General features: G+C 36.2%; 24 protein-coding genes, 6 pseudogenes and 2 other annotated features. Of the genes and pseudogenes, 14 read left to right on the forward strand and 16 right to left on the reverse strand.

Annotated elements, in window-relative coordinates:
• Window positions 1-40: 40 nt before the first annotated feature.
• The 6 genes and pseudogenes from AC4CUY_RS21170 to AC4CUY_RS21195 all read left to right on the forward strand — a co-directional run bounded on the left by AC4CUY_RS21170 (window position 41) and on the right by AC4CUY_RS21195 (window position 9,752).
• Window positions 41-1,324, forward strand: coding sequence for an MFS transporter (locus AC4CUY_RS21170; protein WP_005199772.1), 1,284 nt, complete (start codon window positions 41-43; stop codon window positions 1,322-1,324).
• 46 nt (window positions 1,325-1,370) lie between these two features.
• Window positions 1,371-2,285, forward strand: coding sequence for a DMT family transporter (locus AC4CUY_RS21175; RefSeq protein WP_001097154.1), 915 nt, complete (start codon window positions 1,371-1,373; stop codon window positions 2,283-2,285).
• Window positions 2,286-2,894: 609 nt separating this feature from the next.
• A pseudogene (locus AC4CUY_RS21180) lies at window positions 2,895-3,538 on the forward strand (IS3 family transposase); the annotation flags it as partial.
• 162 nt (window positions 3,539-3,700) lie between these two features.
• The gene (locus AC4CUY_RS21185; protein ID WP_490774687.1) at window positions 3,701-4,165 is read left to right on the forward strand and encodes a hypothetical protein; all 465 of its coding nucleotides are present in this window, start codon (window positions 3,701-3,703) and stop codon (window positions 4,163-4,165) included.
• A 12-nt stretch (window positions 4,166-4,177) separates the two neighbouring features.
• Window positions 4,178-6,547 (forward strand): hypothetical protein, encoded by a 2,370-nt coding sequence (locus AC4CUY_RS21190; protein WP_490769262.1) that lies wholly within the window; start codon window positions 4,178-4,180, stop codon window positions 6,545-6,547.
• A 4-nt stretch (window positions 6,548-6,551) separates the two neighbouring features.
• On the forward strand, window positions 6,552-9,752 hold the full coding sequence (locus AC4CUY_RS21195; protein ID WP_314340329.1) for a tyrosine-type recombinase/integrase: 3,201 nt from the start codon (window positions 6,552-6,554) through the stop codon (window positions 9,750-9,752).
• A gap of 237 nt (window positions 9,753-9,989) precedes the next feature.
• Here the strand turns inward: AC4CUY_RS21195 and AC4CUY_RS21200 are convergent, their stop codons facing one another.
• Both AC4CUY_RS21200 and AC4CUY_RS21205 read right to left on the reverse strand, forming a co-directional pair.
• A complete protein-coding gene (locus AC4CUY_RS21200) occupies window positions 9,990-10,208 on the reverse strand; it encodes a hypothetical protein (RefSeq protein ID WP_000550046.1) in 219 nt (72 codons plus the stop codon).
• Between the two features lie 4 nt (window positions 10,209-10,212).
• A pseudogene (locus tag AC4CUY_RS21205) lies at window positions 10,213-10,338 on the reverse strand (DUF4113 domain-containing protein); the annotation flags it as partial.
• Between the two features lie 48 nt (window positions 10,339-10,386).
• On the opposite strand from AC4CUY_RS21205, the gene AC4CUY_RS21210 reads away from it, so the two are divergent.
• Both AC4CUY_RS21210 and AC4CUY_RS21215 read left to right on the forward strand, forming a co-directional pair.
• Window positions 10,387-11,606, forward strand: a protein-coding gene (locus tag AC4CUY_RS21210; RefSeq protein WP_490774688.1) for an IS3 family transposase whose coding sequence is annotated in 2 segments (ribosomal slippage) — window positions 10,387-10,663 and window positions 10,663-11,606 — 1,221 coding nt in all. Because the reading frame shifts where the segments join, the coding sequence is not laid out codon by codon here.
• Window positions 10,662-10,778: a sequence feature (AL1L pseudoknot), on the forward strand. It overlaps the preceding gene by 117 nt.
• Window positions 11,607-11,955: 349 nt before the next feature.
• Window positions 11,956-12,642: a ComEC/Rec2 family competence protein gene (locus AC4CUY_RS21215; protein ID WP_490774689.1), complete on the forward strand. Its 687-nt coding sequence runs from the start codon at window positions 11,956-11,958 to the stop codon at window positions 12,640-12,642.
• Window position 12,643: 1 nt separating this feature from the next.
• Here the strand turns inward: AC4CUY_RS21215 and AC4CUY_RS21220 are convergent.
• From AC4CUY_RS21220 to AC4CUY_RS21230, 3 genes are all read right to left on the reverse strand, one after another.
• Window positions 12,644-13,863 (reverse strand): IS3 family transposase gene (locus AC4CUY_RS21220; protein WP_490774690.1). Its coding sequence is split into 2 segments (ribosomal slippage): window positions 12,644-13,587 and window positions 13,587-13,863, totalling 1,221 coding nucleotides; the frame shifts between segments, so codons are not numbered across the junction.
• Window positions 13,472-13,588: a sequence feature (AL1L pseudoknot), on the reverse strand. It overlaps the preceding gene by 117 nt.
• Window positions 13,864-14,357: 494 nt before the next feature.
• Window positions 14,358-14,651 (reverse strand): type II toxin-antitoxin system RelE family toxin, encoded by a 294-nt coding sequence (locus AC4CUY_RS21225; protein WP_077164720.1) that lies wholly within the window; start codon window positions 14,649-14,651, stop codon window positions 14,358-14,360.
• Window positions 14,641-14,886, reverse strand: coding sequence for a type II toxin-antitoxin system RelB/DinJ family antitoxin (locus AC4CUY_RS21230; protein ID WP_077164719.1), 246 nt, complete (start codon window positions 14,884-14,886; stop codon window positions 14,641-14,643). Before AC4CUY_RS21230 ends, AC4CUY_RS21225 begins: the two co-directional genes overlap by 11 nt.
• A 180-nt stretch (window positions 14,887-15,066) precedes the next feature.
• Here AC4CUY_RS21230 and AC4CUY_RS21235 point away from each other — a divergent pair, with 180 nt between their 5' ends.
• Window positions 15,067-15,825, forward strand: a complete 759-nt coding sequence (locus AC4CUY_RS21235) for a hypothetical protein (RefSeq protein WP_077164718.1) — start codon at window positions 15,067-15,069, stop codon at window positions 15,823-15,825.
• A 259-nt stretch (window positions 15,826-16,084) separates the two neighbouring features.
• Here AC4CUY_RS21235 and AC4CUY_RS21240 read toward each other — a convergent pair whose 3' ends face one another.
• From AC4CUY_RS21240 to AC4CUY_RS21270, 7 genes and pseudogenes are all read right to left on the reverse strand, one after another.
• Window positions 16,085-16,420: a carboxymuconolactone decarboxylase family protein gene (locus AC4CUY_RS21240; RefSeq protein WP_490774691.1), complete on the reverse strand. Its 336-nt coding sequence runs from the start codon at window positions 16,418-16,420 to the stop codon at window positions 16,085-16,087.
• 347 nt (window positions 16,421-16,767) lie between these two features.
• On the reverse strand, window positions 16,768-17,718 hold the full coding sequence (locus AC4CUY_RS21245; protein ID WP_490774692.1) for an IS481 family transposase: 951 nt from the start codon (window positions 17,716-17,718) through the stop codon (window positions 16,768-16,770).
• Window positions 17,719-17,981: 263 nt separating this feature from the next.
• A complete protein-coding gene (locus AC4CUY_RS21250; protein ID WP_490774693.1) occupies window positions 17,982-20,090 on the reverse strand; it encodes a TonB-dependent receptor family protein in 2,109 nt (702 codons plus the stop codon).
• 400 nt (window positions 20,091-20,490) lie between these two features.
• A pseudogene (locus AC4CUY_RS21255) lies at window positions 20,491-20,697 on the reverse strand (GABA permease); the annotation flags it as partial.
• Entirely contained in the window at window positions 20,616-21,044 is a 429-nt protein-coding gene (locus AC4CUY_RS21260; RefSeq protein ID WP_002124576.1) for a hypothetical protein, read from the reverse strand. The gene AC4CUY_RS21260 and the pseudogene AC4CUY_RS21255, both read right to left, overlap by 82 nt.
• A 97-nt stretch (window positions 21,045-21,141) precedes the next feature.
• Window positions 21,142-21,456, reverse strand: a complete 315-nt coding sequence (locus AC4CUY_RS21265) for a BrnA antitoxin family protein (protein WP_176538635.1) — start codon at window positions 21,454-21,456, stop codon at window positions 21,142-21,144.
• A complete protein-coding gene (locus AC4CUY_RS21270; protein WP_176538634.1) occupies window positions 21,443-21,730 on the reverse strand; it encodes a BrnT family toxin in 288 nt (95 codons plus the stop codon). The genes AC4CUY_RS21265 and AC4CUY_RS21270 overlap by 14 nt, the downstream gene beginning before the upstream one ends.
• A 305-nt stretch (window positions 21,731-22,035) precedes the next feature.
• Here AC4CUY_RS21270 and AC4CUY_RS21275 point away from each other — a divergent pair.
• The 5 genes and pseudogenes from AC4CUY_RS21275 to AC4CUY_RS21295 form a co-directional block, all read left to right on the forward strand.
• Window positions 22,036-22,446 (forward strand): annotated as a pseudogene (locus tag AC4CUY_RS21275) (hypothetical protein); the annotation flags it as partial.
• A gap of 30 nt (window positions 22,447-22,476) precedes the next feature.
• Window positions 22,477-22,773, forward strand: a complete 297-nt coding sequence (locus tag AC4CUY_RS21280) for a hypothetical protein (RefSeq protein ID WP_490774698.1) — start codon at window positions 22,477-22,479, stop codon at window positions 22,771-22,773.
• Between the two features lie 85 nt (window positions 22,774-22,858).
• Window positions 22,859-23,263 (forward strand): transposase family protein, encoded by a 405-nt coding sequence (locus tag AC4CUY_RS21285; RefSeq protein WP_490773745.1) that lies wholly within the window; start codon window positions 22,859-22,861, stop codon window positions 23,261-23,263.
• Window positions 23,264-23,300: 37 nt separating this feature from the next.
• Window positions 23,301-23,693, forward strand: a pseudogene (locus tag AC4CUY_RS21290) (transposase family protein); the annotation flags it as partial.
• A gap of 28 nt (window positions 23,694-23,721) precedes the next feature.
• Window positions 23,722-24,180, forward strand: coding sequence for a hypothetical protein (locus AC4CUY_RS21295; RefSeq protein ID WP_005804943.1), 459 nt, complete (start codon window positions 23,722-23,724; stop codon window positions 24,178-24,180).
• A gap of 94 nt (window positions 24,181-24,274) precedes the next feature.
• Here AC4CUY_RS21295 and nadS read toward each other — a convergent pair whose 3' ends face one another.
• From nadS to AC4CUY_RS21315, 4 genes and pseudogenes are all read right to left on the reverse strand, one after another.
• Window positions 24,275-24,547 carry a NadS family protein gene (nadS, locus tag AC4CUY_RS21300; RefSeq protein WP_062034273.1) on the reverse strand — a complete coding sequence of 91 codons (273 nt, stop codon included), beginning with the start codon at window positions 24,545-24,547 and terminating at the stop codon, window positions 24,275-24,277.
• Window positions 24,540-24,860 carry a type II toxin-antitoxin system RelE/ParE family toxin gene (locus AC4CUY_RS21305; protein WP_039253786.1) on the reverse strand — a complete coding sequence of 107 codons (321 nt, stop codon included), beginning with the start codon at window positions 24,858-24,860 and terminating at the stop codon, window positions 24,540-24,542. Before AC4CUY_RS21305 ends, nadS begins: the two co-directional genes overlap by 8 nt.
• A gap of 128 nt (window positions 24,861-24,988) precedes the next feature.
• Window positions 24,989-25,312: pseudogene (locus AC4CUY_RS21310) on the reverse strand (ISNCY family transposase); the annotation flags it as partial.
• Window positions 25,313-25,349: 37 nt separating this feature from the next.
• Complete coding sequence (locus AC4CUY_RS21315) at window positions 25,350-26,282, reverse strand: IS5 family transposase (RefSeq protein WP_490773756.1); 933 nt, start codon at window positions 26,280-26,282, stop codon at window positions 25,350-25,352.
• Between the last annotated feature and the right edge of the window lie 5 nt (window positions 26,283-26,287).

The following is a 26,287-nucleotide window of genomic DNA, read 5'->3' on the forward strand; positions in this document are numbered from 1 at the left end:
CATCCCAAATCGGGATGCCTTTTTTGGTGGAGAAAATAATATGAATGAAAAAGCTAAATCTGATCAAAACACTTTAAAACGCGTTGCTACTGCAAGTTTTATTGGTAACTTTGTTGAATGGTTTGATTATGCTGCTTATGGTTTTTTAGCCACTGTGATTGCTTTGGTTTTCTTTCCAAGTAGTGATCCTGTAGTTGCATTAATGTCAACCTACGCCATCTTTGCTTTGTCCTTTATTGTTCGGCCTTTTGGTGGAATTTTCTGGGGATATATTGGTGATAAATATGGGCGAAAACATGCACTGTCTTGGTCAATTATGATTATGACATTGGCAACTATGTGTATTGCGCTCTTACCAAATTATGCTTCTATTGGAATATTTGCACCACTTTTATTGCTTTTCTTTCGGATGATTCAAGGCTTTTCCGCTTCAGGTGAGTATGCTGGTGCATCTAACTTTTTAGCTGAATACGCCCCTAAAAATAAAAAGGGCTTATATACTAGCTTAGTGCCAGCCAGTACAGCCGCAGGTTTATTGTTGGGTTCATTGATGTCAGCTGCCATGTTTGCATGGATGTCAGAATCATTCTTATATGAATACGGCTGGAGAATACCATTCTTATTGGCTGCGCCACTGGGTTTAATTGGTCGTTTCATTCGTCTAAAACTTGAAGATACCCCCGAATTTCTGGCACATCAAAAAACGAGCCATAAAGAAACTTTCCCGATTAAAGCATTATTTACAGAATACCGTCAGCCATTATTTAAAGCGTTTGCAATCGCATCTTTAAATGCGACTGCGTTCTACTTAATTTTTAGCTATATGCCAAATTATTTGTCGACTGAATTAGGGGTAAATAAAACCGAATCTTTTATTTCAGGCGCTATTTCTTTAGCATTTTACATCGGCATTGTATTTATGATGGGTAAATATTCTGACCGTATGGGCCGCAATAAAATGTTAGCTATGGCATGTATAGGCTTTATAATTTTAACTTTCCCACTGTTCTACTTCTTATCTGATACATCATTTATTGGCATGATTATCATTCAATTGGTTTTCTGTAGCCTACTTGCGATGAATGATGGCAGTTTGCCTGCATACCTCACTGAGCTTTTCCCTGTGCATGTGCGTTATACCGGTTTTGCATTTAGTTTTAATACAGCGAATGCACTGCTGGGCGGTACGATTCCACTACTTGCAACATGGTTGATTCATAGTACAGGCAGTACTTTAGCACCAGCCTTTATTTTAATTGTGATTGCCTTATTTAGCATGAGCGTATTGGTTCAGAGCAATAAAGCGAAACTTGTCACGGTCTAATCCTCTTGGATGAGACCTTTGTAAATTTGTTATAGGGAACAAAAATATGAATACACAATCACAATGGCTTGGTGCTTTATTGGTCATTATGGGGGCAGTTGGTTGGGGGACTTTAGGCATTGCCAGTACCCAATTGGCAAATGCAGGCTTGAGTAATAGTTCAGTAACAGGATTGCGGATTGTCGGTACATTTATTTGTTTATTGGCCTTTTTACCTTTTCTTTATAAGGTTTTACGAACACTGCAATTTCAAGATATTCCTAAATTGGTCATTCAATCATTACTCGGTATGCTTGGAATGACTTTCTGTTATTTTAATGCGGTACAACATGTAGGACCAGCTATAGCAGTAGCATTGCTTTATACTGCTCCTATTTGGAGTGTGGTACTTTCTTTTATTTTTTTGAAAGAGCGAATAACGTTAAAGTCAATGATGCTCACTCTTGTGGCTGTGAGTGGTGTTGCATGTATGATGCTTGGTGATAATCAGCTCAATATGACGGGGGTTCTATTTGGTTTAGCCTCAGGCATTTGTTATGCTGCTTATGGGGTGATTGGTAAAGATATTATTGACCACTATAGCCCGACTTTTTTATTGTTCAGTTCAATGATGGTTAGTGCGCTTGCGATTTTTCCCTTTATTCACTTCCAAGAAATTGAAAGTCTGGTCTCGAATATAGACTTCAATATTGTGATTGCCTGTATCTTATTAATTGTGTTTGGGACGTTATTACCTTTTGCTTTATATACCTATGGATTGAAGTATTTAAAGGCATCACAAGCTTCTATTTATACTATTTTTGAACCATTAACAGCAGTCATTCTTGCCAGCCTGTTCGCCAATGTACAGCTTTCCAATGCGCAGATATTTGGAGTAATTTTGATTATTAGCGTGTCATTGCTCAATGTGATTTTAGGTAAAGCCGATCTCAATCCCGAAAAAGTTTATTCCACTCATTAATTTTTTACATATATCAATTTCAAATTTATTTTGGTGCAGGGTAACACATGGCTAAAAATCTTTCATGTACTCAGTGTAACCATTATTGGATTATTGCATATAAAGCTGTTTTTGTGGAAGTTGAATATTCAGCTTCAGGGGGAGGTTCGTGGCAACTAATAACACTAAATATAAAAAAAATGGAAGAATAATTCACTAAGTTATTGTTTTTAATTTGATGCTTGTTTTATATGGGGATGATAATAACTTCTGATTACTAGTTTTTACCTTAAAGATACCGATTGAAAGATTCATTTAAAGGCTATGAATACATGAGTTTTACAGTTTGGCTAGGTCAGCATGAGTACTTTTCGCAAGATTTAAGATCGACCATGAACGTGATTAAGTTATAGGGGATTGATGAAATAGTTTTTATGACTTTCTGGCTTTCTGGGCTGATTTTATCAAATTCATGTCTATGCAAAATTGCGACATATTTCTCGTGTTGGTAGGTATCCAGAGTTTGGTCTGCATCTATCCATTGATGTGGTTCTAGGATTTTAGACCACGCCTATAAGTGATAATCTACTCCCCAATAAGCATGGGAAATGCTTGTTTTTGGAGTCAACCATGACACGAAGAAAACGTCGTAATCATTCAGCAGAGTTTAAAGTTAAAGTTGCTCTCGCAGCAATTAAAGGCGACCACACAATCGCTGAACTTTCTACTCAATTCGATTTACATCAAAACCAAATCATTGATTGGAAAAATCAACTGCTTGAGCAATCAGTCAATATTTTTTCACGACCAACAGCACAAAAAGAACCAGAGATTGACCTCAAAGCTCTACATGCCGAGATAGGACATCAGGCATTGCAAATTGATTTTTTAGAAGGTGCGCTCAGAAAAATAGGGCAGCTGAGCGGCAAAAAATGATCGATAAGACCCATCAACTTTCGGTACGACAACAATCGCAATTGATTCAAATCAATCGCAGTACGTTGTATTACAAGCCCAAAAAGATTTCATCAACTGATTTGCGTTGGATGCGTCTAATCGATGAAATTCATCTCGACTACCCATTTATGGGCAGTCGAATGATACGAGATATGCTACAGCGTCAAGGACATCAAATAGGTCGGCGTAAAGTCCGACGTTTAATGCGCTTGATGGGAATACATGCCTTGTATCCAAAACCCAATACCAGTAAGCCTAATCTTGCACACCGTATTTTCCCATATCTGTTGAAAAACATGGTCATCGATCACTCTAATAACAGAAAACTAAAAAAAAGTGGAAGAATATTTGAAATTTAGATCAACTTTAATAAGAAAAACCTATGTATTTGTTGATAATTGTAATTTTAAGAAGATTTGATTGATTAATTAAATGAATTTTCATATACAAAGATATGCTCATTTTTTATATCGATAAAAATGTTAAAATTTGACTATTTAGTAAAAAATATAGAGATTTTTATGGGGCAATTTATATTGCCCTTTTGCTTTGGTCGAAAAAATGTTCAACTTGAGATAGTAAAAATCAACTCAGAATTACTGAAAATCAGAAAGATTAAACAGAGTCAGAAAGCCGTAGTACAAGCAAAGTTCAAAGCAATCTACGTCAAAATTTGGCAAAAAATCTTGCTATTGATGCAAACGGAGCCTGGCTTACGTGTGCATTCTAATTATGTTGCAATCTTACAGCTGATACATAATCTTGATGATTTTATCGAAAAATCACAGCAACACTTGTGCTTTGAAAGGAAAGCTCAGAAAGAGCTGGATGCTAAATTTTTTGCTCGATTTTTTAAGCTAACAAAGAATTCAATAAAAGATCAACTTTTACAAAATTGTTTAGATCGTAATGAATTTAGACAATGCAATGTGATAAAAAATTAAGCGAAAATGAATATGCCGAAGATTGACGCAGAAGAGCACTTTTTAGATTTAGCAGAAAAATTCCAAAAAGATTATTGTCTGTTACATGATGATGTTGTGAATACACAATTTATTGATCTATCAGATGATTTGTATAAAGAAGTCTACGCGCTATACAAATTAGCACAACAAATTTATAGCTATATATCAGGCTCCAGACAGATCGGTAAGTATTCTTTTTTGGCTGCTTTGAGTTATTTTTCATGTCCGAATATTAGTAATACTCAAGAGTTGTCGTCTGTACGTTATTTGATTTTGCAAGCGAGTTTTTTAACATATCGGCAGTATCAAGAATTTGCAAAGATTGATAAAGCTGAGAATAAGCAAAAACATGTTTGTGATCTCTTTCGCTATGTATCACGATATGTTCTGGATTCTAATCATGCTGAATTATTTCAAGAATGCAGTGAGCTACTAAATCGCTATGTGACGTACGAACGTAATTTGAAAAAAGAGGATCGTAATCAACTTTTTAATATTAAAGATTTCAAACAAGTACAAGTCATAGAGTATTTATCGGCTCTATTAATAATTTTTAAAAGACTAGATGATCGTCGTGTAGTTCATCGTCAGCGTAAGTCAAAAAAAAGCAAAGTTTTGGAATGGCCAACTAAAAATGAACTCAAAAAATTTCGTGAAATAAAATCAGGTAAGCATGAAGATATCGGACATAACGCAAAGATCAGTTTTTATGATGCCTCTCTTTACAAAGATGAAGATGGTGAAATTGAGTTATTGGACACTGAAGTAGAATTATACTCTGAAGATGAAAAAACTAAAAATTTTAATCATTTAATTAGTGATTATGCTGCGTATTACACGCGGCATCGCCAACGCCGTCATGCGCCATTTATTACAAATCCACATTATTTGGCGCCAGATATACTGAAGCAAATTGTTTATGTGCTAAGAGATGAATTATCAGGACAACCGAGGAATGCGGCGATCGCTGCTGCCTGTTTATTGTCTTTATTGACGGGATTATCACCCGTTGCACTGATGGATTTTAATGACCTTATTCAGGAGGGTACGTTGATTCAAAATGGTTCAAGTAGACGTCGCGAATATTTACTCAAATTAAATCTTAATATTACAGAGCAGAAGATTAAGAGCTTAAATGATGAGCGATGGAATGAAGTGATGACACATCAACTACATTTACCTTCTGCTTGGTTTGACTATATAGAACAAGCATCGAATCCAATAATTTCTTCAACAGACATTAATACAAAACTTAAGAATTGGCTTGATAATCGGTTTGTAGGTTCGATCACTGTTGAAAAACTGCAGGCTCAATTATATTTTCATATATATTATGAAACATATAATGAATATCTAGCTCATGTAATTGCTGGGCGGGATAGTCAGCATCACATGCCTGGTATCTATTATGGAGGGCTACCGAAAGCTCAACTCAGTAGCACATATCTAGCCTTTGTAGAAACAGCACTTACACCACATTCCTCGGAATTTACTGAAGACACGGCTGAACTAAAAATATTGCAACAACAATTCAAAGTGCAATCTGCATTATCTATCGGAAGGATAGGGAGCCAACTGGCACTTGAACCCAGTTTTGTGAAAGAGCAATTTGCTTTTTTACATAAACATTGCCAAGAAAATATTCAAAAAGATCAACATATCATTAATCAACTGAATGCATACGCATGTTGGATGTGGCATATCAGCTTGTTGAGTTTGGCAAGTCGGCCTAAAGAAAACCTGTTGGGGAATTTGGATGATTATTGTGTTGAGCTCAAGCTTTTATATGTGAATGATAAAAGAAATAGTAAAGCAAGAAAAGATGGTCGTTTTATCCCATTATCTGATTTTTTCATAAAAACACTGCAAAATTACACAGTCTTTTTAGAACAAATTATTGAAGCGTACGGTTCGTTTTTTAGACAAGTCTTTACAAAGAAAATTACTGTAAATGATCTTTTTGGCAAGGTCATTGATAGTAAAGATATCTTGCCGATAACTGTCAAAGAGTGGCAGAGCAGAAAAATTAAGTTAATCCCTTTATCTCGAAACTGGGTAAATTTATATATGGAAGGAATCTTTCCAAAGAATATGTATTCGAATTGGTTACGTCATTTTGATATGAATTTTTTGATGTATGCAGAAGAAAAAGAAGAAAAAGAAAAAAAAGAAGAAAAAAAAGAAGAAAAAACTGCTTTAGCATTCCATTTAATACAGGCTCTTTATGGTCATGATCAACGTGACCGAGAGGCTTTTCATCCGCATTCTTCACTTATTCCGAATGTCTATGTACAGCAAGCCCGCCAGCAATTGCAAGATAATGTCAAATTTTTATCGATTAAACACTTAGAGCGAAAATAGTTGTATGCAAAAAATCAAAGAACTAATAAAACCGCAACTAGATGATCTATTTGTTGATATTCATAAATTGGTGAAAAAGTCGCTAGATAGACAGCCTTCTTCACCTGAAGTATTGACGAAAGACATGCAGCAAAAACTTGATCAGCAGATCGCTGAAAAATGGCATGACATTAAAGATAGTGTTGATTGTTTGAGTCAAAAGTTGAGCCGAGACGAACAATCAAAACTGATGCAATTAACTGAAGATGAATTTAATAAAAGAAGGAGGCAATTCAACCAGAATGTAGATAAAAAATCATACAGAATTAAGCTAAATCCACATACGAAACGGATAGTACTGCCTAGAAAAATTGAAAGTACAGAGTCACGATTAGAACAGGGGCATCTACATATTTTGGTAGTCAAGGAATTAAGGCAGTATTGGCAAGATTCATTTGAATATTGGGATGAACCGAAGTACTTATGGGGAAATTTATGCTTAAGTTTTATATATATTTCAGGCTGTGCAGATGAACAGCATTTGATTACTATTCAGAAACAATTGCAGGATGCCATTGAGCTTGGTACAGATCTGAATTGTTTTCGGTTATACCATTCTGATTATCAAAAGATCACTAATCCATTGTTACTACATTATCGTGTTGAAAACTCTCAATATGGCAACGATGTAGAACAGGGAAAGTTGTACAAATGGAAACATGTTTTTTTTAACCCATATGCGCAGTTCATTTTACAATATTTAAAAAAGTTGAAAGCCACTCAGAAAGAATTTCGTCTGCAACATTCAGTTGAAGATTGTATTTTAGAAAGCTTGAGTAAGATAGGCAGGAAAAAAAGTCTTGGGGATCTGCAATATCAAATTAAACGCCGTGGATTTCGTGCATTTAATGATGTGCAAATGGTACTCGAATTTAATCCAAACCTTAGCCTAGATATATTTTTGAGTAATGTGCTTCAGCAAGAGATTAATACTGTCGCTTTAAGGCCATCCGAATTTAGATTGCTGTGGAATAATGATTACAATCAAGTCACAGAACAAGAGAGTCGCCCTATTCATTTTGAACAAGAGCAGTTACTTCCGGAAGTTCCGACTGCTCAAAGCAAATTACAAACGATTCCGTATGAGTTGATGTTGTTTGATCAAAAGAAACGTAAAGGTCAAAAAGTTGAGCGTTTAGATAAAAAGAGGAATAAAGAAGAACGCACGCTACGTTTTTGGCAAGAAACCAGAAGGGTGTTAGAGGAGAAGATAGTTGATGCTAATACGGAGGAAAAGTCTTTAATTGATGCTCAACTACGCTTAATTCACTGGTTAATGCATTTAAAAAAACGAGGGCTTCAATTATCAACTATTGAAAGCTACTTAGGATCGTTTGGTAAAGAATTTATATTTGAGATTTGGCTCAATAAATTAGATTTAAAGCAACAATCCATTGATGATTATGAGGATTTATATCGGCAGCTATTGAAATACAGCAGTGAACGTGATGAAAAAGCAGTTCAACGAGATTCGGTGAAAGGAAAAACCTCTCGTAAGATGCACCAAAGCGCAGAATACCGTTTTGGTCGCCTAAAAGATTTTCATCAATTCTGTATAGAGAATTATGATGCTCCAGGGGTATTGGTGTTACAGAATTCAAGTTTTAAGCATTTACAAATTTGCAATGCACGGCTAGTGAGTCCTTTGCTATTTGGCAAATTATTGGAAAAACTAGAAAATTTAAGTCAAGAGCCAACGGCATCAGAGTGGGTCGATCATCTGAGTTGTTTAAAGCTGATGTATTTACTAAGTTATAGAACTGGACTTCGATTAAATGAAGTTCGTTGTCTTAAAATACAAGATATTATTTGCCCAGAGTTACTTTGTAAAGAAAAAGAAAATACAGCTTTTAATAATATCACGCTTCATATTCAGAACAATTCATATCGCCGTCTGAAAACGCAAAGTGCAAATCGTCAAATACCTTTGAAAATTGCATTGTCAGAACATGAGTTTTTAGTAGTACAACGTTACATACAACATCGTTATGAGCAATATTTGGTTAATCAGCAGGATGATCTACTTTTTAGTGTGAATCATCGTGTATTAACTGATCAATGTATCAGCAAAATTACAGTAGATTTGTTTAGTCAAATATTAGGTATGCATCATGGCTTTAGTTTTCATACATTACGCCACAGTGCTGCTAACTATCTAGCAATAACTTTGCTCGGTTCAAAAGAAATGATCAAGACCTACACAGATTGTCCTTGGGTAAAAGCAAAAAAGATGAGGGATTTATTGTTTGGTATGAAAGCACGTGCTCAAGAAGAGATTATTCAACATAAATGGCAGGTGCTCGCCTCTTGGATGGGGCATAGCAGTATTGAGCAAACGGCTTCAAATTACCTTCATGTTTTGGATTTATTAGCAGTCGATCGAATTTATAATTCGCCGTGTATCATTTCAAAAAAAGTATTAGAACAGTGTTTTAGTCCAGTGAAGTCAAGTACAGACTACATAAACCTAAATCGTTATACTCAGCAGCAGAAATGGTTTAATTCTTATCAGCAAACACAGCCAGTTACGATTGCTGGCCGACAAGAAAAGAAGTTTAGTATCGAGAAGAGTAATCTGACACCTTTTCAACGTTTGATAAGTTTTAGAGAAGGTCGTTTAAGCGAAGATACTCAAGCTCAAGAATGGATGCAACGATGTCAATGGATGAGCAATAAATGGATGGATCGCCAAAAATTTAATTTAAAAACGAATTATGTTTATAGTAAGAATTTAGAAGAGAGTTGGTTTGATGAACTTTACGAAAAGGCTAAAAAACTGACTCGTCAAGATGAAATAATTCCTCTCCTTGATTTTCATTATAAAGATGATAGGCAGCAAGATGCACTGAAAGAAAAGAACATGTTTAAGGCGCTTAAAATATTATTATTACTTGGAAAACTGCGTAAGAATTTTCTACATTTTCAATGCCGAATGAAAGGTGATGAGCAACAAATTGTTAATTTTATTACTGGTATAGAGCCAATGTTAGGAGATCATCTGTATTTAGAAAAACAAAACTACCCAGTTAATTTGGGTGCTCCTGAGCGAACCGTTAAATTTAGTTTTCAAAGAGTTGTCGGTTCTAACAAAAAAAATGTTACTCCGCTGGTTATATTTAATTTAATGTTAAAAATGATGCAAGAAGATGAACTCTGGATCAAATAGCCTAAGCATCTTAAAAAGGGGAAATTTAAAAGCTTTAGCATCACAGTTTCGTCACTGGATTTTAGACACTAGTGTAAATTGGTAAATCGCTGAGCTAAAGTGTTGTAGTCCAAACTCGATATGACAGTTACCCATTTTATAGTGTGCCTGTCAGGTTAAATTTGAGCTAAATTATTCTCAGCCCAAATCCGCTTCCAATCAAATAATGATTCAAGTGGCGTGCCGCCTCTGCTCAATCTAATTCACAGTACCTAAAACAGGTATCAACTTCGGCCCAGCCATTCTCGCTTTGCTAATGATATCCACCAGCTCATAATAAGTCAGTTCAAACTTATCATCACTATCAAAAACATAAACCATGTTCTTGCCTTCATGTTCTTGCGGAGTAGGTGGTACAAATCGTTTCGGGATTAGGAGTTGAGTAATTTGTTCGTCAGTTAATTTAAATAAGTGCATGTTTTTATCCTACTCTAGGTAAGTCAGACCATTTTGTTAAATACGATGGTGATCTAAGGTTTTGATTCATGTGCCATGAGGCTTCTTGATTGTTGGCAATGCCTAGCGTAACGAGATTCTTCCCAAACTGAACCGTACCGGGTTTGTCGGAGAGTCAATATTCTGAGAGACTATCGCGATGACAAAATTAAAATATACCCCTGAAATCAGAGAAAGAGCGGTTCAATTACTAATTGAATCTGAAAAAGATTATCCTTCTACTTGGGCAGCAATCACAGCTATTGCTCCTAAAATCGGTTGTACTCCTGAAACACTACGTGTTTGGTATCAAAAATATTTAGATAGACAAAATCCTATTAAAGTACAACAGATATCTGATCAAGAAAAAATGAAGCAAATGGAACGTGAAATTAAAGAATTAAAGCGTGCCAATGAAATTCTACGTAAAGCAGCCGCTTTTTTCGCCCAGGCGGAGCTCGACCGCCCACACAAATAATGGTGGATTTCATCCATAACAATAAAGACTTATATGGTGTTGATGCGATTTGTAGGATTTTACCGATCGCAGCTTCAACCTATTACCGAACTTTAGATCTCGCTGACAATCCAGAACATCGAGCGAAACGAGATCTACATGATGAGCATCATGCTGAACAAATTAAACGAATTTGGAAGGAAAGTTCAGGTCGATATGGTGTACGTAAAGTCTGGCAAAAATTAAAACGTGAGGGTTATGTTATTGCACGTTGTACAGTTGCTCGATTGATGCAAAAGCTAGGTATACAAGGTGTTTGGCGTGGTAAGAATAAACAAACCACCCGTAACCGAGATGACCAAAAACGGGCAGATGATTTAGTGAAACGTAATTTTAATGCTGATCATCCAAACCAACTATGGGTGGGTGACTTTACCTATATTCAAACTCATTCAGGCTGGGTATATACCGCATTTGTTATTGATGTGTTCTCACGAGCAATTGTTGGATGGAAAGTATCTACACGGATGAATACAGATATGGTGCTCGATGCATTGGAGCAAGCATTGCACGATCGAGGCATGCCAAAGAATGTGATTCATCATTCCGATAGAGGTGTTCAATATCTTTCTATTCGCTATACCAATCGTTTAGAAGCTGCAAATTTACGAGCATCAGTCGGTACAACTGGTGATTCATACGATAATGCTTTGGCTGAAACGGTGAATGGCTTATACAAAACAGAGGTGATTGAATATTTAAAAGCAGATTGGCAAGGTTTAGCAGATGTACAACTTGCGACACTAAACTGGGTAGATTGGTTCAATAAAAAGCGTGTACACAGTGCACTGGGTTATGTATCGCCTTTTGAGTTTGAAGCAATGTACTATGATAAGATTAACCCGTTAGGTCAGGTGGCCTAACTTAAATAAAAAAGTCTCCGACAAACCCGGTACGGTTCACAACTTAGTCCTTGGAGATTAAAACACATTACTGACATCATCTCTGATCAATCGAGAGCCTTACGTGTTCGTTCTTTTATTAATTTTTCTAAAAATAATTTGGGACAAGGACTATATATACATATAAAAGAATCAAGAATTCCGATAGATAATAAAAATGCTGTTTTTACACGGTCATTTCCGACAACTTTAAGAAAATTAAAGGAAAAAGAGTTCGATATGATTTTAGAACATGGTTACGAAGCTTGTAAAAGTAGAATGGGTTTGTAATTATTACCTAAGCCATTGTTTTTTTTATACAAGAGTATTTATGGATCCTAGACGAACACGTTTCAGAGCATATAAGTTACAACAATCTGGTAGCTTGATGTCATATGCCACTGATGCTAATTTTACTTTAATTGAAGCACGAATAGGTCCCTTGAGCCGTCCTGGTCTAGAGCAAGAGCTGGACATCTTTGAGAAGACTAGAATTGATACTTTACATATTACAAGTTGGGATAATGATCATTGTAAAAAGTCTGATTTAGAAGAAATTTTAATCGACTTTAAACCATCAAAAATAGAATATCCTGGATACGATCCTCATTGTGATCATGCCCAGGATTGTTTAGATCTAATAATGAAGTATAAAATCCCTACAAGATCTAGGGTCAAAGTAGATCCTCCTTATATACAAAGTTTGGATACATCAAAGGAACTTGGATACAAAGATATTCTTTATCATCCTAAATGGCTGTCAACATCATCCAATGATAATTCTACAGTTAAAATGTTTAGAACTGGATCATTTAATGTTTTAAGTTTAGGTGATGTAGAAGATGAAAATATTGCTGCGTCTTTGAGAAGAAACAGGCTCTTATGTCAAGAGGTTGATGTATTAGTATTGGCTCATCATGGGGCAGAATGTGCCTTAAATACAAAGAAGTTTTTTTCTCATGTAAAGCCAAAAATAACTATGAACCGTACCAGGTTTGTCGGAGACTTTTTTATTTAAGTTAGGCCACCTGACCTAACGGGTTAATCTTATCATAGTACATTGCTTCAAACTCAAAAGGCGATACATAACCCAGTGCACTGTGTACACGCTTTTTATTGAACCAATCTACCCAGTTTAGTGTCGCAAGTTGTACATCTGCTAAACCTTGCCAATCTGCTTTTAAATATTCAATCACCTCTGTTTTGTATAAGCCATTCACCGTTTCAGCCAAAGCATTATCGTATGAATCACCAGTTGTACCGACTGATGCTCGTAAATTTGCAGCTTCTAAACGATTGGTATAGCGAATAGAAAGATATTGAACACCTCTATCGGAATGATGAATCACATTCTTTGGCATGCCTCGATCGTGCAATGCTTGCTCCAATGCATCGAGCACCATATCTGTATTCATCCGTGTAGATACTTTCCATCCAACAATTGCTCGTGAGAACACATCAATAACAAATGCGGTATATACCCAGCCTGAATGAGTTTGAATATAGGTAAAGTCACCCACCCATAGTTGGTTTGGATGATCAGCATTAAAATTACGTTTCACTAAATCATCTGCCCGTTTTTGGTCATCTCGGTTACGGGTGGTTTGTTTATTCTTACCACGCCAAACACCTTGTATACCTAGCTTTTGCATCAATCGAGCAACTGTACAACGTGCAATAACATAACCCTCACGTTTTAATTTTTGCCAGACTTTACGTACACCATATCGACCTGAACTTTCCTTCCAAATTCGTTTAATTTGTTCAGCATGATGCTCATCATGTAGATCTCGTTTCGCTCGATGTTCTGGATTGTCAGCGAGATCTAAAGTTCGGTAATAGGTTGAAGCTGCGATCGGTAAAATCCTACAAATCGCATCAACACCATATAAGTCTTTATTGTTATGGATGAAATCCACCATTATTTGTGTGGGCGGTCGAGCTCCGCCTGGGCGAAAAAAGCGGCTGCTTTACGTAGAATTTCATTGGCACGCTTTAATTCTTTAATTTCACGTTCCATTTGCTTCATTTTTTCTTGATCAGATATCTCTTGTACTTTAATAGGATTTTGCTGATCTAAATGCTTTTGATGCCAGGCACGAAGTGTTTCAGGAGTACAACCGATCTTAGGCGCAATTGCTGTGATTGCAGCCCAAGTAGAAGGATAATCTTTTTCAGATTCAATCAATAATTGAACCGCTCTTTCTCTGATTTCAGGGGTATATTTTAATTTTGTCATCGGGATAGTCTCTCAGAATATTGACTCTCCGACAAACCCGGTACGATTCACTATTTGTACAAGTAATTATCAAAATATGTATGAACATCCACGTCCCTCTGTGAGGGATACGCTACATAAATTAGAAATACCTGTTTATACAACGAAAACAGGTGACGTTATTATTGAATCTATTCATGGTCATAGAGAGTACTATGAGCTTACAAATTTTTGTGCCAATGGAGAAAAAATAAGCTCATCGAAAATATTGACTAGTAAAAAAAGTCATTATTTAAAAATGAATTTAGATGCTCGGATGAATCGTTACGGAAGATAAAGCAGGCTTTATAGCTCCATTTTATGGATGATTGGTAAGTTAGTTTAGTATGGCATTGGATATAGCCAAATTTAGCAGATTGGATCGAGCAAGTTGGAATAATGAAAATTAAGAAAAATTAAAATTAATATAATACACGTTATGAGAAGAAAAAAATGGGAGCTTATCGCTCCCATTTTTAGTCTTTAATACGCTTTTTGGCTTCATCATAAACTATGCTGTCAGCTCGTTTTCCAACGGTGATGAGCAAGATAACTACCTGATCATCTTTGACTTGATAAACCAGTCGGACTCCGGCCTTTAATAATTTAATTTTATAGCAGCCAGCGAGGTCACCTCTGAGCATATTCTTAGGAATATGTGGTTGCTCTATGACCTTGGCGAGTTTCTTCTTGAATTGATCTCTTATAGCACTAGGAAGATTTTCCCATTCAGCTGTGAAGTCTTTATGACGTAAAAGCTTATAAGTCATCTAAAGTAATTTCCTCAAACATTTCTTTAGGATCATTAATACGCTTACGGACAATCGCTAATAGCTCGGTATCCTCTTCTGATAGTAAGGCTTTTTGTACAGGGAGTTTCCCAGTCGTTGCAATGTATTCAAGGACATTTGTAAAAAACTCAGTAGGTGCAATACCTTGTTCTCTAAGAATTGAATAAGATTTTTCTTTAAGGGCTTCATCGACCCTGAAGTTAACAGTAGCCATCACTTTTCCCATTTATTGAATGTCAGGAAATATTGTAATGCAAATTGCATTACATGGCTAGTTCGTATAACAGCTACTATGTCAAATGGAGTGAAAGTCTAGAGTTTATATACGTCATTTAATAGAAAATAATAGTACTCATATCTATAATAAATTTTTTATTAGAAGAAACCGACATCATTGGAATATTTATCAATAATTTGGGAATGGCTTGATCAACAGTTTAAGCCAGTGATAGTTTTATCTGCTTCTATCTTTACTGTGTTCTTTGCTTTGAAAAAAATAGGGAATAAAGTAAATGTCACTTATACAGTTACATCTGGCGGTTCATCTCATACGAGAATAAATAATATTGTTTTTCAAAATAAAAAAGACAAACCTTTGAGTATTTATAAGATAGTTGCTGTTTTTGATAAAAACTATTACTTGGAAATACATAAGTGTTCTCCACCATTAATTTTAAAGCCTTATGAATCTATGAATGTAGAGACAGAAGAATTTAGTCACCTTAGTCTTGGTGAAGACAGATATTTTCCTGAATTTTGGGATGCAGAAATTTATATTGAATCAGATGATAAGATCATAAAGTGTAAAGCAAAACCACATAAAACATTAGCTTTCAATTATACGGAAATTTCAAAAATAACTAAGAAGTTCAATGATATAGTCTACAATGATTATGTTACTTATATTTTAGTTTATGCTGTTAAAAATGTAGATAAAACCGCCTTTCTTTATGATTCTGGTGGTATAAAACATGAATGGGATTTTCACTATAATGCAATAAAACCAAGAGGAGAAAAGCTAGAAGCTGATGATATATTCCAATTCTTAGAGAATAATTATTCACAAATAATTGACTCATATCTACTTTATAAAATTAATGATCAGACATTGAGATTTGATTTATTAAAATTTCACAAATTTGACCATGATTAATTTAAGTTTTCCTAAAATTAACATAATACACCTTATACGAAATTCAAAAAAAAATAATATTATCTTTATGATAATTAAAGAAATTTAATACAATCTCCATTATATTAAATTCTCATTACATAGGCTAAGAACTGACTCAATAATAAAAAATGGGAGTTTTGTTGAACTCCCATTTTTGAGACTGCACATTAAACTTTTTCAAATAATTATGTAGCACTTTTTCTAGTCAAATTATCTTTTTCAATACCTAATAAAGATATTATTTCTGTGCTTCATATGCCTCTAAAGCTCGTAAAGCAAATGTATATGCAGCTCCTGCATTCAAATGAATTGCTGTAGCTAAAGCACCAGCTACTTCGCTTTCTGTTGCACCAGCTTTTATTGCTGCTTCTGCATGCACTGAAATACAGCTTTCACAACGCGTAGTGATTGCCACTGCTATAGATATTAATTCACGTGTTTTGATATCTAATGCCTCGGCAGCAGCAGCATCATTAAGTGCTAAATAAGCTTGAAGCATTTTAGGGTGAGTTTTTCCTAAAGATCCAAATGATTTTTTGACATGTGCTGTATGTTCTGGCCAATCTAGGAACATTTTAAAAATACCTTTGATTAAATACAGATTTAATATTAGTTGAATTGGAGATAAAATTTCTTAAATTTTGTGTAAACAACGTAATTTTAATCTTATAAATGAATAGCTACCGATTTTGTAGACACTTTATAATTATTCTAAAATTAACATAATACACCTTATACGAAATTCAAAAAAAATAATATTATCTTTATGATAATTAAAGAAATTTAATACAATCTCCATTATATTAAATTCTCATTACATAGGCTAAGAACTGACTCAATAATAAAAAATGGGAGTTTTGTTGAACTCCCATTTTTGAGACTGCACATTAAACTTTTTCAAATAATTATGTAGCACTTTTTCTAGGTGTTTAGTCCCGGCATTTGATGGATCGGATCAATTTTAAAAAGTTCAGGTTCATCTGTCCACTGTTTGCAGATGAATTCGTAGGGAGTCAGGCCCCTGAGTGTTTTGAGTCTGCGGCCGAAGTTGTATGCAGCAATAAAATCAGCAAGGTGAATGCATAGCTGAGTGTGATCGTCGTAATGGAACCGTTTGACAGTAGCTTCTTTAATCGTTCGGTTCATCCTCTCGACCTGTCCATTGGTCCATGGATGCTTAACCTTGGTAAGATGATGTTCAATGCCACATTCAGTACAAACCCGATCAAAGATGTGCTCAGAGGCGTAGCGATCACAGGTGCGGTTCGTGAACTGGATGCCGTTATCTGTTAGCACCGTATGGATTCTATAGGGCACAGCCTTAACCAGATTGCGCATGAACTCCGCGGCTGCCATCTTACTGGCTTTAGTATGCAATTCAGTGAACGCAAACTTGGAAGTGCGATCAATGGCAACGAAGAGATAAAGCTTACCCTGTGCTGTTTGCATCTCAGCGATGTCGATATGAAAGTAACCAATGGGGTAGCTCTTGAAGCGCTTCCTGACAGGGCGATCACCTTGTACCTCAGGCAGTCGTGAAATACCATGCCGCTGTAAGCAGCGGTGTAACGACGAGCGTGTCAGATAAGGAATACTCGGCTGCAATGCATAAAGGCAATCGTCTAGCGGCAACAAAGTGCGTTTTCGAAAAGCAACAATTGCCGCCTCATCTTCAGGCGATAACACGCTTGAGCGAGGATTCTTTGGGCCGGTTGTAAGATCATCTACTGAAGTACGTTTCTTCCATTTTGCGACGGTCTTTTGATTGATGCCGTAACGCTTGGCTAGCGTTCTTAAGCTCTCTTGACTATTTTGTATTGCTCGACGCACTGCCTGTGTCGTTGTGGCGCTGCTGTGTAGAACTTGTCCCATAGTGCTTCCTTCCATTTATCTGAGAATATTGCACCATTAAAATCTGGGACTAAACACCTAGTATCTTTTATTAGATTTGAAGGTTGTAGGTTGAGCTGAGCAACTTATGCCGAGGGGCTGACATTTATCAGACAGAGTATCCATTTCAGCTTTCGGTGCTGTCTAGAAATAAAGGGAAAGTTGTTTCAGGCGAGGACATCACTTTTGCAAAGATGAATGAGAGGTGTCTCTGCCTGAATATTTGCTTTTCTAGAATTGAGTGTCTAGAAATCAAATGAGGTTTGTAGATAATACGTTTGTGGCGCACCTACATACATTCCACCGACTTGATCCGCTGAACGAGTGTAGTATTCACGGTCAAATAGGTTCTTCACACCGAAGCCCACTTTGAGACCATTGAGTTGTGTGTTGGAAAAATCATAGGATGCCCGAATACCCACTAAACCATAACCAGGAATGTTGCCATAGCGTCCAGTAGCATCATGGGTGCCCGATGCGGTTTGACCAGATTGACCGTAGAAATTAGTGTTTAGTGTCCATTGATCAACTTTATAGTCTATTCCAGCATTGCCGACCAATTGTGAATAAAAGTCGAGATCTTGTCCTTTGTTTTCCCCAGCAGATGCGGTTGCTTTGGTGTAAGTGGTATTGGCATATAGCGAAATACCGCTGAGTTCGTCACTGATTGCACCGAGATTATATTTAAATCCGAACTCGGCTCCTTTGTGTTCAGTGGCACCTAAATTTGAGTAAGTTTGAGTTGCATCATCTCGTTTTAATTCATCAGAAAAATCAATATAAAACAGGGTGAATTCTAGGGATAGATATGGGTCTAAATAGTGTGTACCAATTTCATAATTATTGGCTTTTTCAGGTTGCAAGCCTTGCATGGTCAGATAGGCACCTGACGCATTGGTATTAGCCATTTGGCTATATTGTAGTGGTGCAAAAGATTTACCGTAGTTTGCAAAAATATTCCACAAATCATTGGCTTTATACATGACTGAAAAGCTTGGTAATACTGCATCATAGGATTTTTCAGCATGTACTCCGTTGAGTACCGATGCATCTTTATTTAATTTGTACATATTTTCGGTGGTTTTGATTTTCTCAAAACGAACACCAGGAATCAGAGACCATGCACCCACATCTGTGCGGTTGTCGATGAATAATGCATGTGCATCTGTTTTCCCGTCTGCTTTGGTCCAAGCATATTCATTTGTAGGGCCTGTGACCGTGTTATAGCTTGCACGATTAACCGCCTCTTCACTAGTTTCATGTAGATAGCGATAGCCCACAGAAACTTCATTTTCAGTAGTCCCAAGTTGGTACGCATGCGAATACCGTGGCTCGATTGCCGTCACTTTATAATTACGTGGCGCCGTTTGGTACAGTTTTGATCCACTACGTTCCATTCCTGCATCACGGAAGGTGTCAGTGTGATAGGCCAAAAGCTCAAAGGCATTGTCATCTTTTTTATAGCTGTATTTAACTGAACCGTCAGTACGATGCCCTTTCATATAATCATGATTGCGCAAGGACTGATATGGATTTTCAGCAAATTGAGCAGGGGTTAAACCTCCAGGCATATCTACATCTGCATCGTAGCGGTGTAGATTGGCTTCAATTTTTGCATATTCATCTATTGCATAAGCTGCTTTTAAGCGAATATCGTTGATGTCAGAGTCATCATTTTTATCGCGAAAACCCTCTCCATTAACGCCAGAATATAACAGCGCTAAGCCTAAACCGTTGTCTAAGGTTCCACCCACAAATAAGTTGGGGTTAAATTTTACATGACCGTTTTCTGCAATTTCTGTAGTGAGGTCTACCGTTCCAGCAAAGGTTTCAGGAATTGTACGCGAGTTAAAGTTAATAATCCCTCCTACATTTTGTGGCCCAAAGCGAACAGAGCCCGCGCCACGCACCACGTCGATACTTTCAGTATTGCCTAAACTAGTGGGTGCTAAGGAGAGTTGTGATTGACCATAAGGGGCAAACGAAAGTGGAACACCGTCCACGAGTACCTGTGAGCGTGGTGAAAACCGTGACGTTAAACCACGGACACCGATGCTTAACGATGCATCACTCCCTGCTGTTCCTGCATTTTCAGGAGCTTGAATACCAGGCACAGTGCGTAAAGCCTCTTTGACAGAAGTTACGCCTCGGTTAATCAACTCATCACGCTGAATGACTGTACGCGCTCCAGCATGATTTAGTACTTTCTGTGCATTGGCTTCATCTAACCAGTTGCCTTCGGCTTGCACAGTTATCGGGTTAAGCGTCACAGTAGGGTATGTATCGGCTGCATAAAGTATGGAGGGAAATAAGCAGAGGGTGAGGACTGATTTTTTGAAATGAGGGAGTAACACAAGAGATCCTTAAAATGATGTATAGGTTAAATGTGAAGAAAATACGGAGAATTTGTAAGTTTGTGAAATGATAAGCTGACTAGCGAGATCTGTAAATGATAATCGTTTGCTTTTTATTCAAGTGTTATATAAAAATTATTAGAATAAAGGGAATAGTGAAAGCACTTAAAAGTGAGGCGGCAATCTATACAAAATTTTTTTCTGAAAGGGCTCTGCAATATCAAACAGGCTGACAGTTTTCTAGTATATGAATACAAAAAGATAGATAAAAACGGCGGCTAACATTTGAGTGAAAATTAAACTTATTTCTGAGTTTAGCCTAAAAAACCAATGGCTTTCACTGGGAGGCCATTGGTTTTAGTGTATGTTGAATTTTGCTTAATCTGACATTAGTTTTACATTACAGATTGTTGGTCAAGTCCGCCTGAGTGTTATCAGATTTATCTTGAGCATGCTTTCCCCAGTTAAACTTCTGTGCACAGATGCCTAATCCAACAATAAACAATGCAAGTAAACTGGTATAGGTTACTTCTTTGAAATAAGTGCCTTCAACCAACATGGTAATAAGTGCGCCAATAATAAAGAAGATTGCAAGATACGTAAAATATTATATATTTCAATATGCTGATTCCATTCGGGAAAAATATCATTTGGGTATAGCTTTAGTGATTTAAGAGTTTGAAGAAACTGAGAGTCTATTTTTAACTTTTCTGGATGATCAACTATGTCATCAAATAATGCAGATGATCTATGAGTTAAAAATTTACCTGTAACAGAGGAGTGGTACGCCTTAGCATTAATTTTAAAGGCTTCATTACTATCATTTTTAACTATTTTTTTAAAATTTTTCGGTAAACCGTACATCATTTTATGATGATATGAACTTATATGACTCGTTATCACAAAAGATTCAAGAGATGAAATTTCTTCTAAAGAGGAATAAGAGTTTTGCATTAAAGGCCTAAGCTAAAAAATCAGAATTATGAATTTCTCTAAAATTAACATAATACACGTTATACGAAGCCAAAAATGGGAGCCTAAGCTCCCATTTTTACTGATGATTTTTTAATTCTTTGAGCATGGCATCCCGCAAGATTTCATTCATGCGTGTCTGATAACCTTTACCTTGTGCTTTGAACCATGCAAGTACGTCAGCATCTAAACGAATGGAAGTCTGTTGCTTCACTGGACGGTAGAACTGATTATGGCGTACAGCATTGCTCCAGTCTGTAATTTCAGGAATATCTGATAGATTTAGCTGATCATCAGGAACAGTGCCTTTAGCAAGCAAGCGTTGAATTTCAGCATCTTGCTTCTCACCAAATTTCTCATTCAGCTCTTTGCGTGAGTATCTAACCATGCTCATATTTATTTCGCTCCGCTTTAGTGACTTGCCTTGCACTAATGATTCGTATGATTTCACAGTCATCTTCATCAAAGATGGTGTGAGCTACTAAGAGCATTAGTACGCCTTTTACTTTTCCAATGGTCTGCCAACGTTCTTCGCCATCGGTGTGTCTGTTTTGGATTGAGATCCTTAGAGGATCATCAAAGACAAGGCTTGCAGTTTCGAAAGAGACATCGTGCTTTTTCTGATTCTTTCGATTCTTTGCCTCATCCCATTCGAAATACTGTTCCATAAAAAACATTCAAATTTGTATATACAATAATGTATCATAAAATTGTATCACTCAAGTTGAGAAGCGTAATTTTTAGTCAAAATTATTGGCAAAACATTCCAAAACCGCTCATAAAAAAGCCGACTTGTTTCCAAGTCGGCTTTTCGGGTTTGCGTCCCCGATTTTTTATAACATAACTTTTTGAAATATAAAACTATTTTTATATGCGTTTCGTATAACGCCCATTATGTTAAATGGAAGCAAACGACCTCCAAGAAAATCGGTATAGTATGAATAGTTATTGAGTAGATAAGAGAATTAAGTTAATGAAATACTCAAAAGAAAAAATAGTAAAAGCCCTATTACTTGCTCCTTTACCACTACTTTTTTTCACAGCATTGCTATTTATCATAATGAATCGTGAATATAGTCTATATTCAATTTTTGTGGTTTTTGCAGGGCATGGTCTTGTTTACTTGGCTTATAGTATTTTGACAGTACCTTTTAGCTTTATGGTCTCAATTCTTTTAAATCGTTATAGTATTCTTAATTTGCTAACTATCTGTATTAGCTCTTTAATTATTGCTATGCCATTTTTTGTTCTTTTTGGATGGAGCCATACAGGAGAAGTTTCGAAAGAATGGTGGAAGATGTATACCGACACTTGGACTATCTTTATGGCTCTAATTCCAGGCTTGTCTTATTGGTTATTTTTAACTGATTTTAAAGTTAAAGAATTATTAAAGAAAAAAATAATATATTTCAATATATTATCTTTTGTTTTGACTTATTTGTCTTTGTTTCATCAGAAATATACATTGATAGACCGGATAGTTGTAGACAAGCTTGGAAAAGTTGAAGTTATAGGAGGAGGATTTCCATTACAGTTTTTAGTAGATGGTGAAATATCTCCAGGCGGTAGTATAGCGCTAGATCCTTTAAATATTATTATAGGAATAGATCAATTCATTTTTTTATATTTTATTCTTGATTATTTATTTTGGCTTATGTGTCTTTTAGTCGGTTATGCGTTTTTTCGAAAGATAAAAGTGAAATTATATTAGACTTCCGTCATAAATCAAAAAACGTACAATTTATTTGATCTTAAATTAATCAGCAAAATTATTTAATTCAAGAGATAATCCTTGGATGAAATTCAAAGATATTCAAAAATTATCAGACGTTAAGTTTCGTAGGCTTACCGGTGTTAGTTGGGCTACATTTAACCTGATGTTGGCCGAGCTAAATAAGCATTTACCTCGTCATATTGGTAAAGGACGACCGCATAAATTACCGTTGGAAGATCGTTTGCTCTTATGTATAGAATATTGGAGAGAATATCGAACATTTTTCCATCTTGGTATGAGTTACGGTGTATCTGAAACGAGTGCAATTCGTATCATACGTGTTATTGAAGATACCTTAATCCGTTCTGGAAAATTTAACTTGCCAAAACAACTTCCTAATCGAGATGAAGTGGATTGGGAAGTTGTTGTGATTGATGCAACTGAAATATTAGTTCAACGTCCAAAAAAAACAGAAGAAATGGTATAGCGGTAAAAAAAAGCGACATACCTTTAAATTTCAGTTATCTATGCACTATACAACAGGTGAAATACTGAGTGTATGTGGAAGTCATGGAAGCATGCATGATTTTAAAATATTTAAAAAAAGCATGAGGAAATTAAAATTTAAGCCCTTTTTTATCGTTGATAAGGGGTATTTAGGGATAAAGAAATTGGGTTTTGGATGCCTCATGCCATCTAAAGCAAAGAAAACTGAAAAACTAGATTCTGAATTAAAAAAGTTAAATAGAGAGATTGGTCGTAGACGAATTCAAGTAGAGCATGTATTTGGAAGGATGAAATGTTTTAAGATTTTATCTTGTGTATATAGAAATCGTCGTAAAAGATTAAACCTGCGGTTTAATTTACTTGCTGGCATATACAATTTAGATTGGGTGAAAGATAAACAATTAAATTGATTGAAAAATGATTTATGAAGGAAGTCTAATGTCTAAAATATTTATAAAATTAGGAATTTTACTTGTAGGTCTATGTCTACTTCTAATCATTAATTCATACAAACAGAAATTAAATCATGATAAAGAGATGGCAACACAGACAACAATACTTTTCTTTAATTCACTTGCTAAACATGATCTAGAATCAGCAATCAAATATGTTTGGCCAGATGCGCGATTACATGAAGATTTAAAAAGTTCTGAAAGGTTTCTCTCTTTCAAAGACTCAAAAATTTTAGAAGTAGTAAGGATTAATTATGATTCAGCGGAAAGTAGACCTGAGTATTATCAAGAATTTTATAAAATTATTTCAGTGATGGTAAAAGTTAAAGTCGTCCATATAGATGATGCTGGTAGTCCAGTAGGTGACTATATTTTATTTATTACTCTTGTGAAACAATCTCCTCAATCTGATTGGCTAATTACAGAATTTGGTAGTGGGCCTTAAGATAGTAATTATAGAGAAAAGCTAAAATTAACATAATACACCTTATACGAAATAAAAATGGGAGCCTTAAGCTCCCATTTTTTAAGTAATTTTTTCAAATAAGGCTTGGGTGAGCATCTAAAATTCGAATCAATGTAGCTGCTGGTCCAGTTGGATAGCGTCGTCCCTGTTCCCAATTTTGCAGGGTACGGGGGCTAATATGTAGACGTGCAGCAAATTCATTTTGGCTCAAGCCTGTTTTTTCACGTACTTCTTTAATATCAGGCAATTCGAGTTCTGTAACTCGGCTTGCTTTAACTTCTTTACGTTTGATAGCTCCAGCTTCTTTGATTGAAGCAACCAAGTTATCAAATAAGTTGTTATCCATGAAATTGCTCCTTCACGAGTTGGCGCAGAATGGCGGTTTCCTTATCTGTTAAATTATCTTTTACTGATTTTGGATAAGCCACTAAGAAAAAGATCTGATCATCCTCGGTGACCCAATAATAAATCACCCGTATCCCACCACTTTTCCCTTTGTTACCTTGAGCACAACGTACTTTGCGAATACCACCGCCATTCTTGATTAGGTCACCTCTATCAGGCTGTACCAAAAGATCTTGCTGAAGTTGACGATATTCCTCATCAGATACAAGGTCTTTAATTTGCTTGGTAAAGATGCTGGTTTCAATAAATAACATGGACTCTTTATACGTCAATGGCGTATTTGAATTTTAGCAGTTTCCATAACAAAAAACGAGAGCTGGTAGCTCTCTGTTATTCACCAATTAAAATGTCTATGCGATAAACCATTTAAAATGTCCTGTTTTTAACCACAAGAGTCAAGCACAGGATTTAAATTTCTTTGTTCAATAACAGCTTTCTGAGCTTTACGACTCGGCATACTTTTCTTGGCCCGGGAACGTTTATTCTGTTTTTCCAACTCTTCATGCTGTTGCTGAATATGTGCCAGAACTGTACCTAACCGTTTATTCTCAACGATCTCATTCTGCTGTAGCCCAGCTAATTTATTGAAAATGCTGTAGTTGAGCTTTCGTCCCTCGTGCATGAGGGCCACAGTCCCATCCGGGTACTCCAGAAATGAAATATATTGCCCAACAAGCTTATGATTCAGCTCGGCTTTGTTGCACAAAGATTTGAAATGCAAAGCGCCCCTAATTGAGCCAAATTTAAGGCGTAACTTGGGTAAGTGGTCGACCTAATTCCGTAAATCTGTTAAGGACTGCTACACGTGCATGGATCTCATTCACTTGGCTATCAAAACTCCTTGCACTGAGTTTATCTCCTAATAATTTGATGCAATGCATCTTAGTTTCAACCAAACTTCGCCGATGATAGCCTGACCATTTTTTCCATAGTGTCCTGCCTAAACGTTTAATTGTTCGAAGTAATTCATTTCGCTCTAGCGAGCTACTCTTTGTATCTTTCCATGGTTTCGCATTTTTTCTAGGTGGAATCACCGCATGCGCTTGCCGATCTGCAATGACCTGACGGCATTGCTTGGTGTCATAAGCTCCATCGGCATAAACAGAGTCAATCCGCTCATCTTGTGGAATCTGATTAAGTAAATCACCAAGCACCTGTGAATCACTGACATTATTGGTTGTAAGCTGAACTGCTCGTATTTGCAGGGTTTTAGCATCTATACCAATATGAAGTTTACGCCATTGGCGACGATATTCAGGTCCATGTTTCTTGCGTTTCCATTCGCCCTCACCTAGAAACTTCATGCCTGTAGAGTCCATGAGTAGATGCAGCCCATCTCTACTTTTTTGGTAGCTGATTACAATATCAATATGCTTTTGTCTTCTACAAAGCGTGGTGTAATCTGGAGCTATCCAATTTAATCCGCAAAGTTTAATCAGACTTTGCACAAAGCCAGTGACCATACGTAAAGACAGACGGAATAAGGATTTAATCATTAAGCAGCATTGGATGGCTGCGTCGGAGTAGGTTTGATTTCGCCCTTGTTTGCCTTTTGATGGCGCATACCATTGCGTAGCAGGATCAAACCAAATGGCAATATTTCCGCGACTCATGAGTGCTCGGTTATATGTGGGCCAATTGGTTGTGCGGTAGATTTTGTGTGTAGGCTTCTTCATTTGAA

Source organism: Acinetobacter sp. 778_lipA (assembly GCF_058242985.1).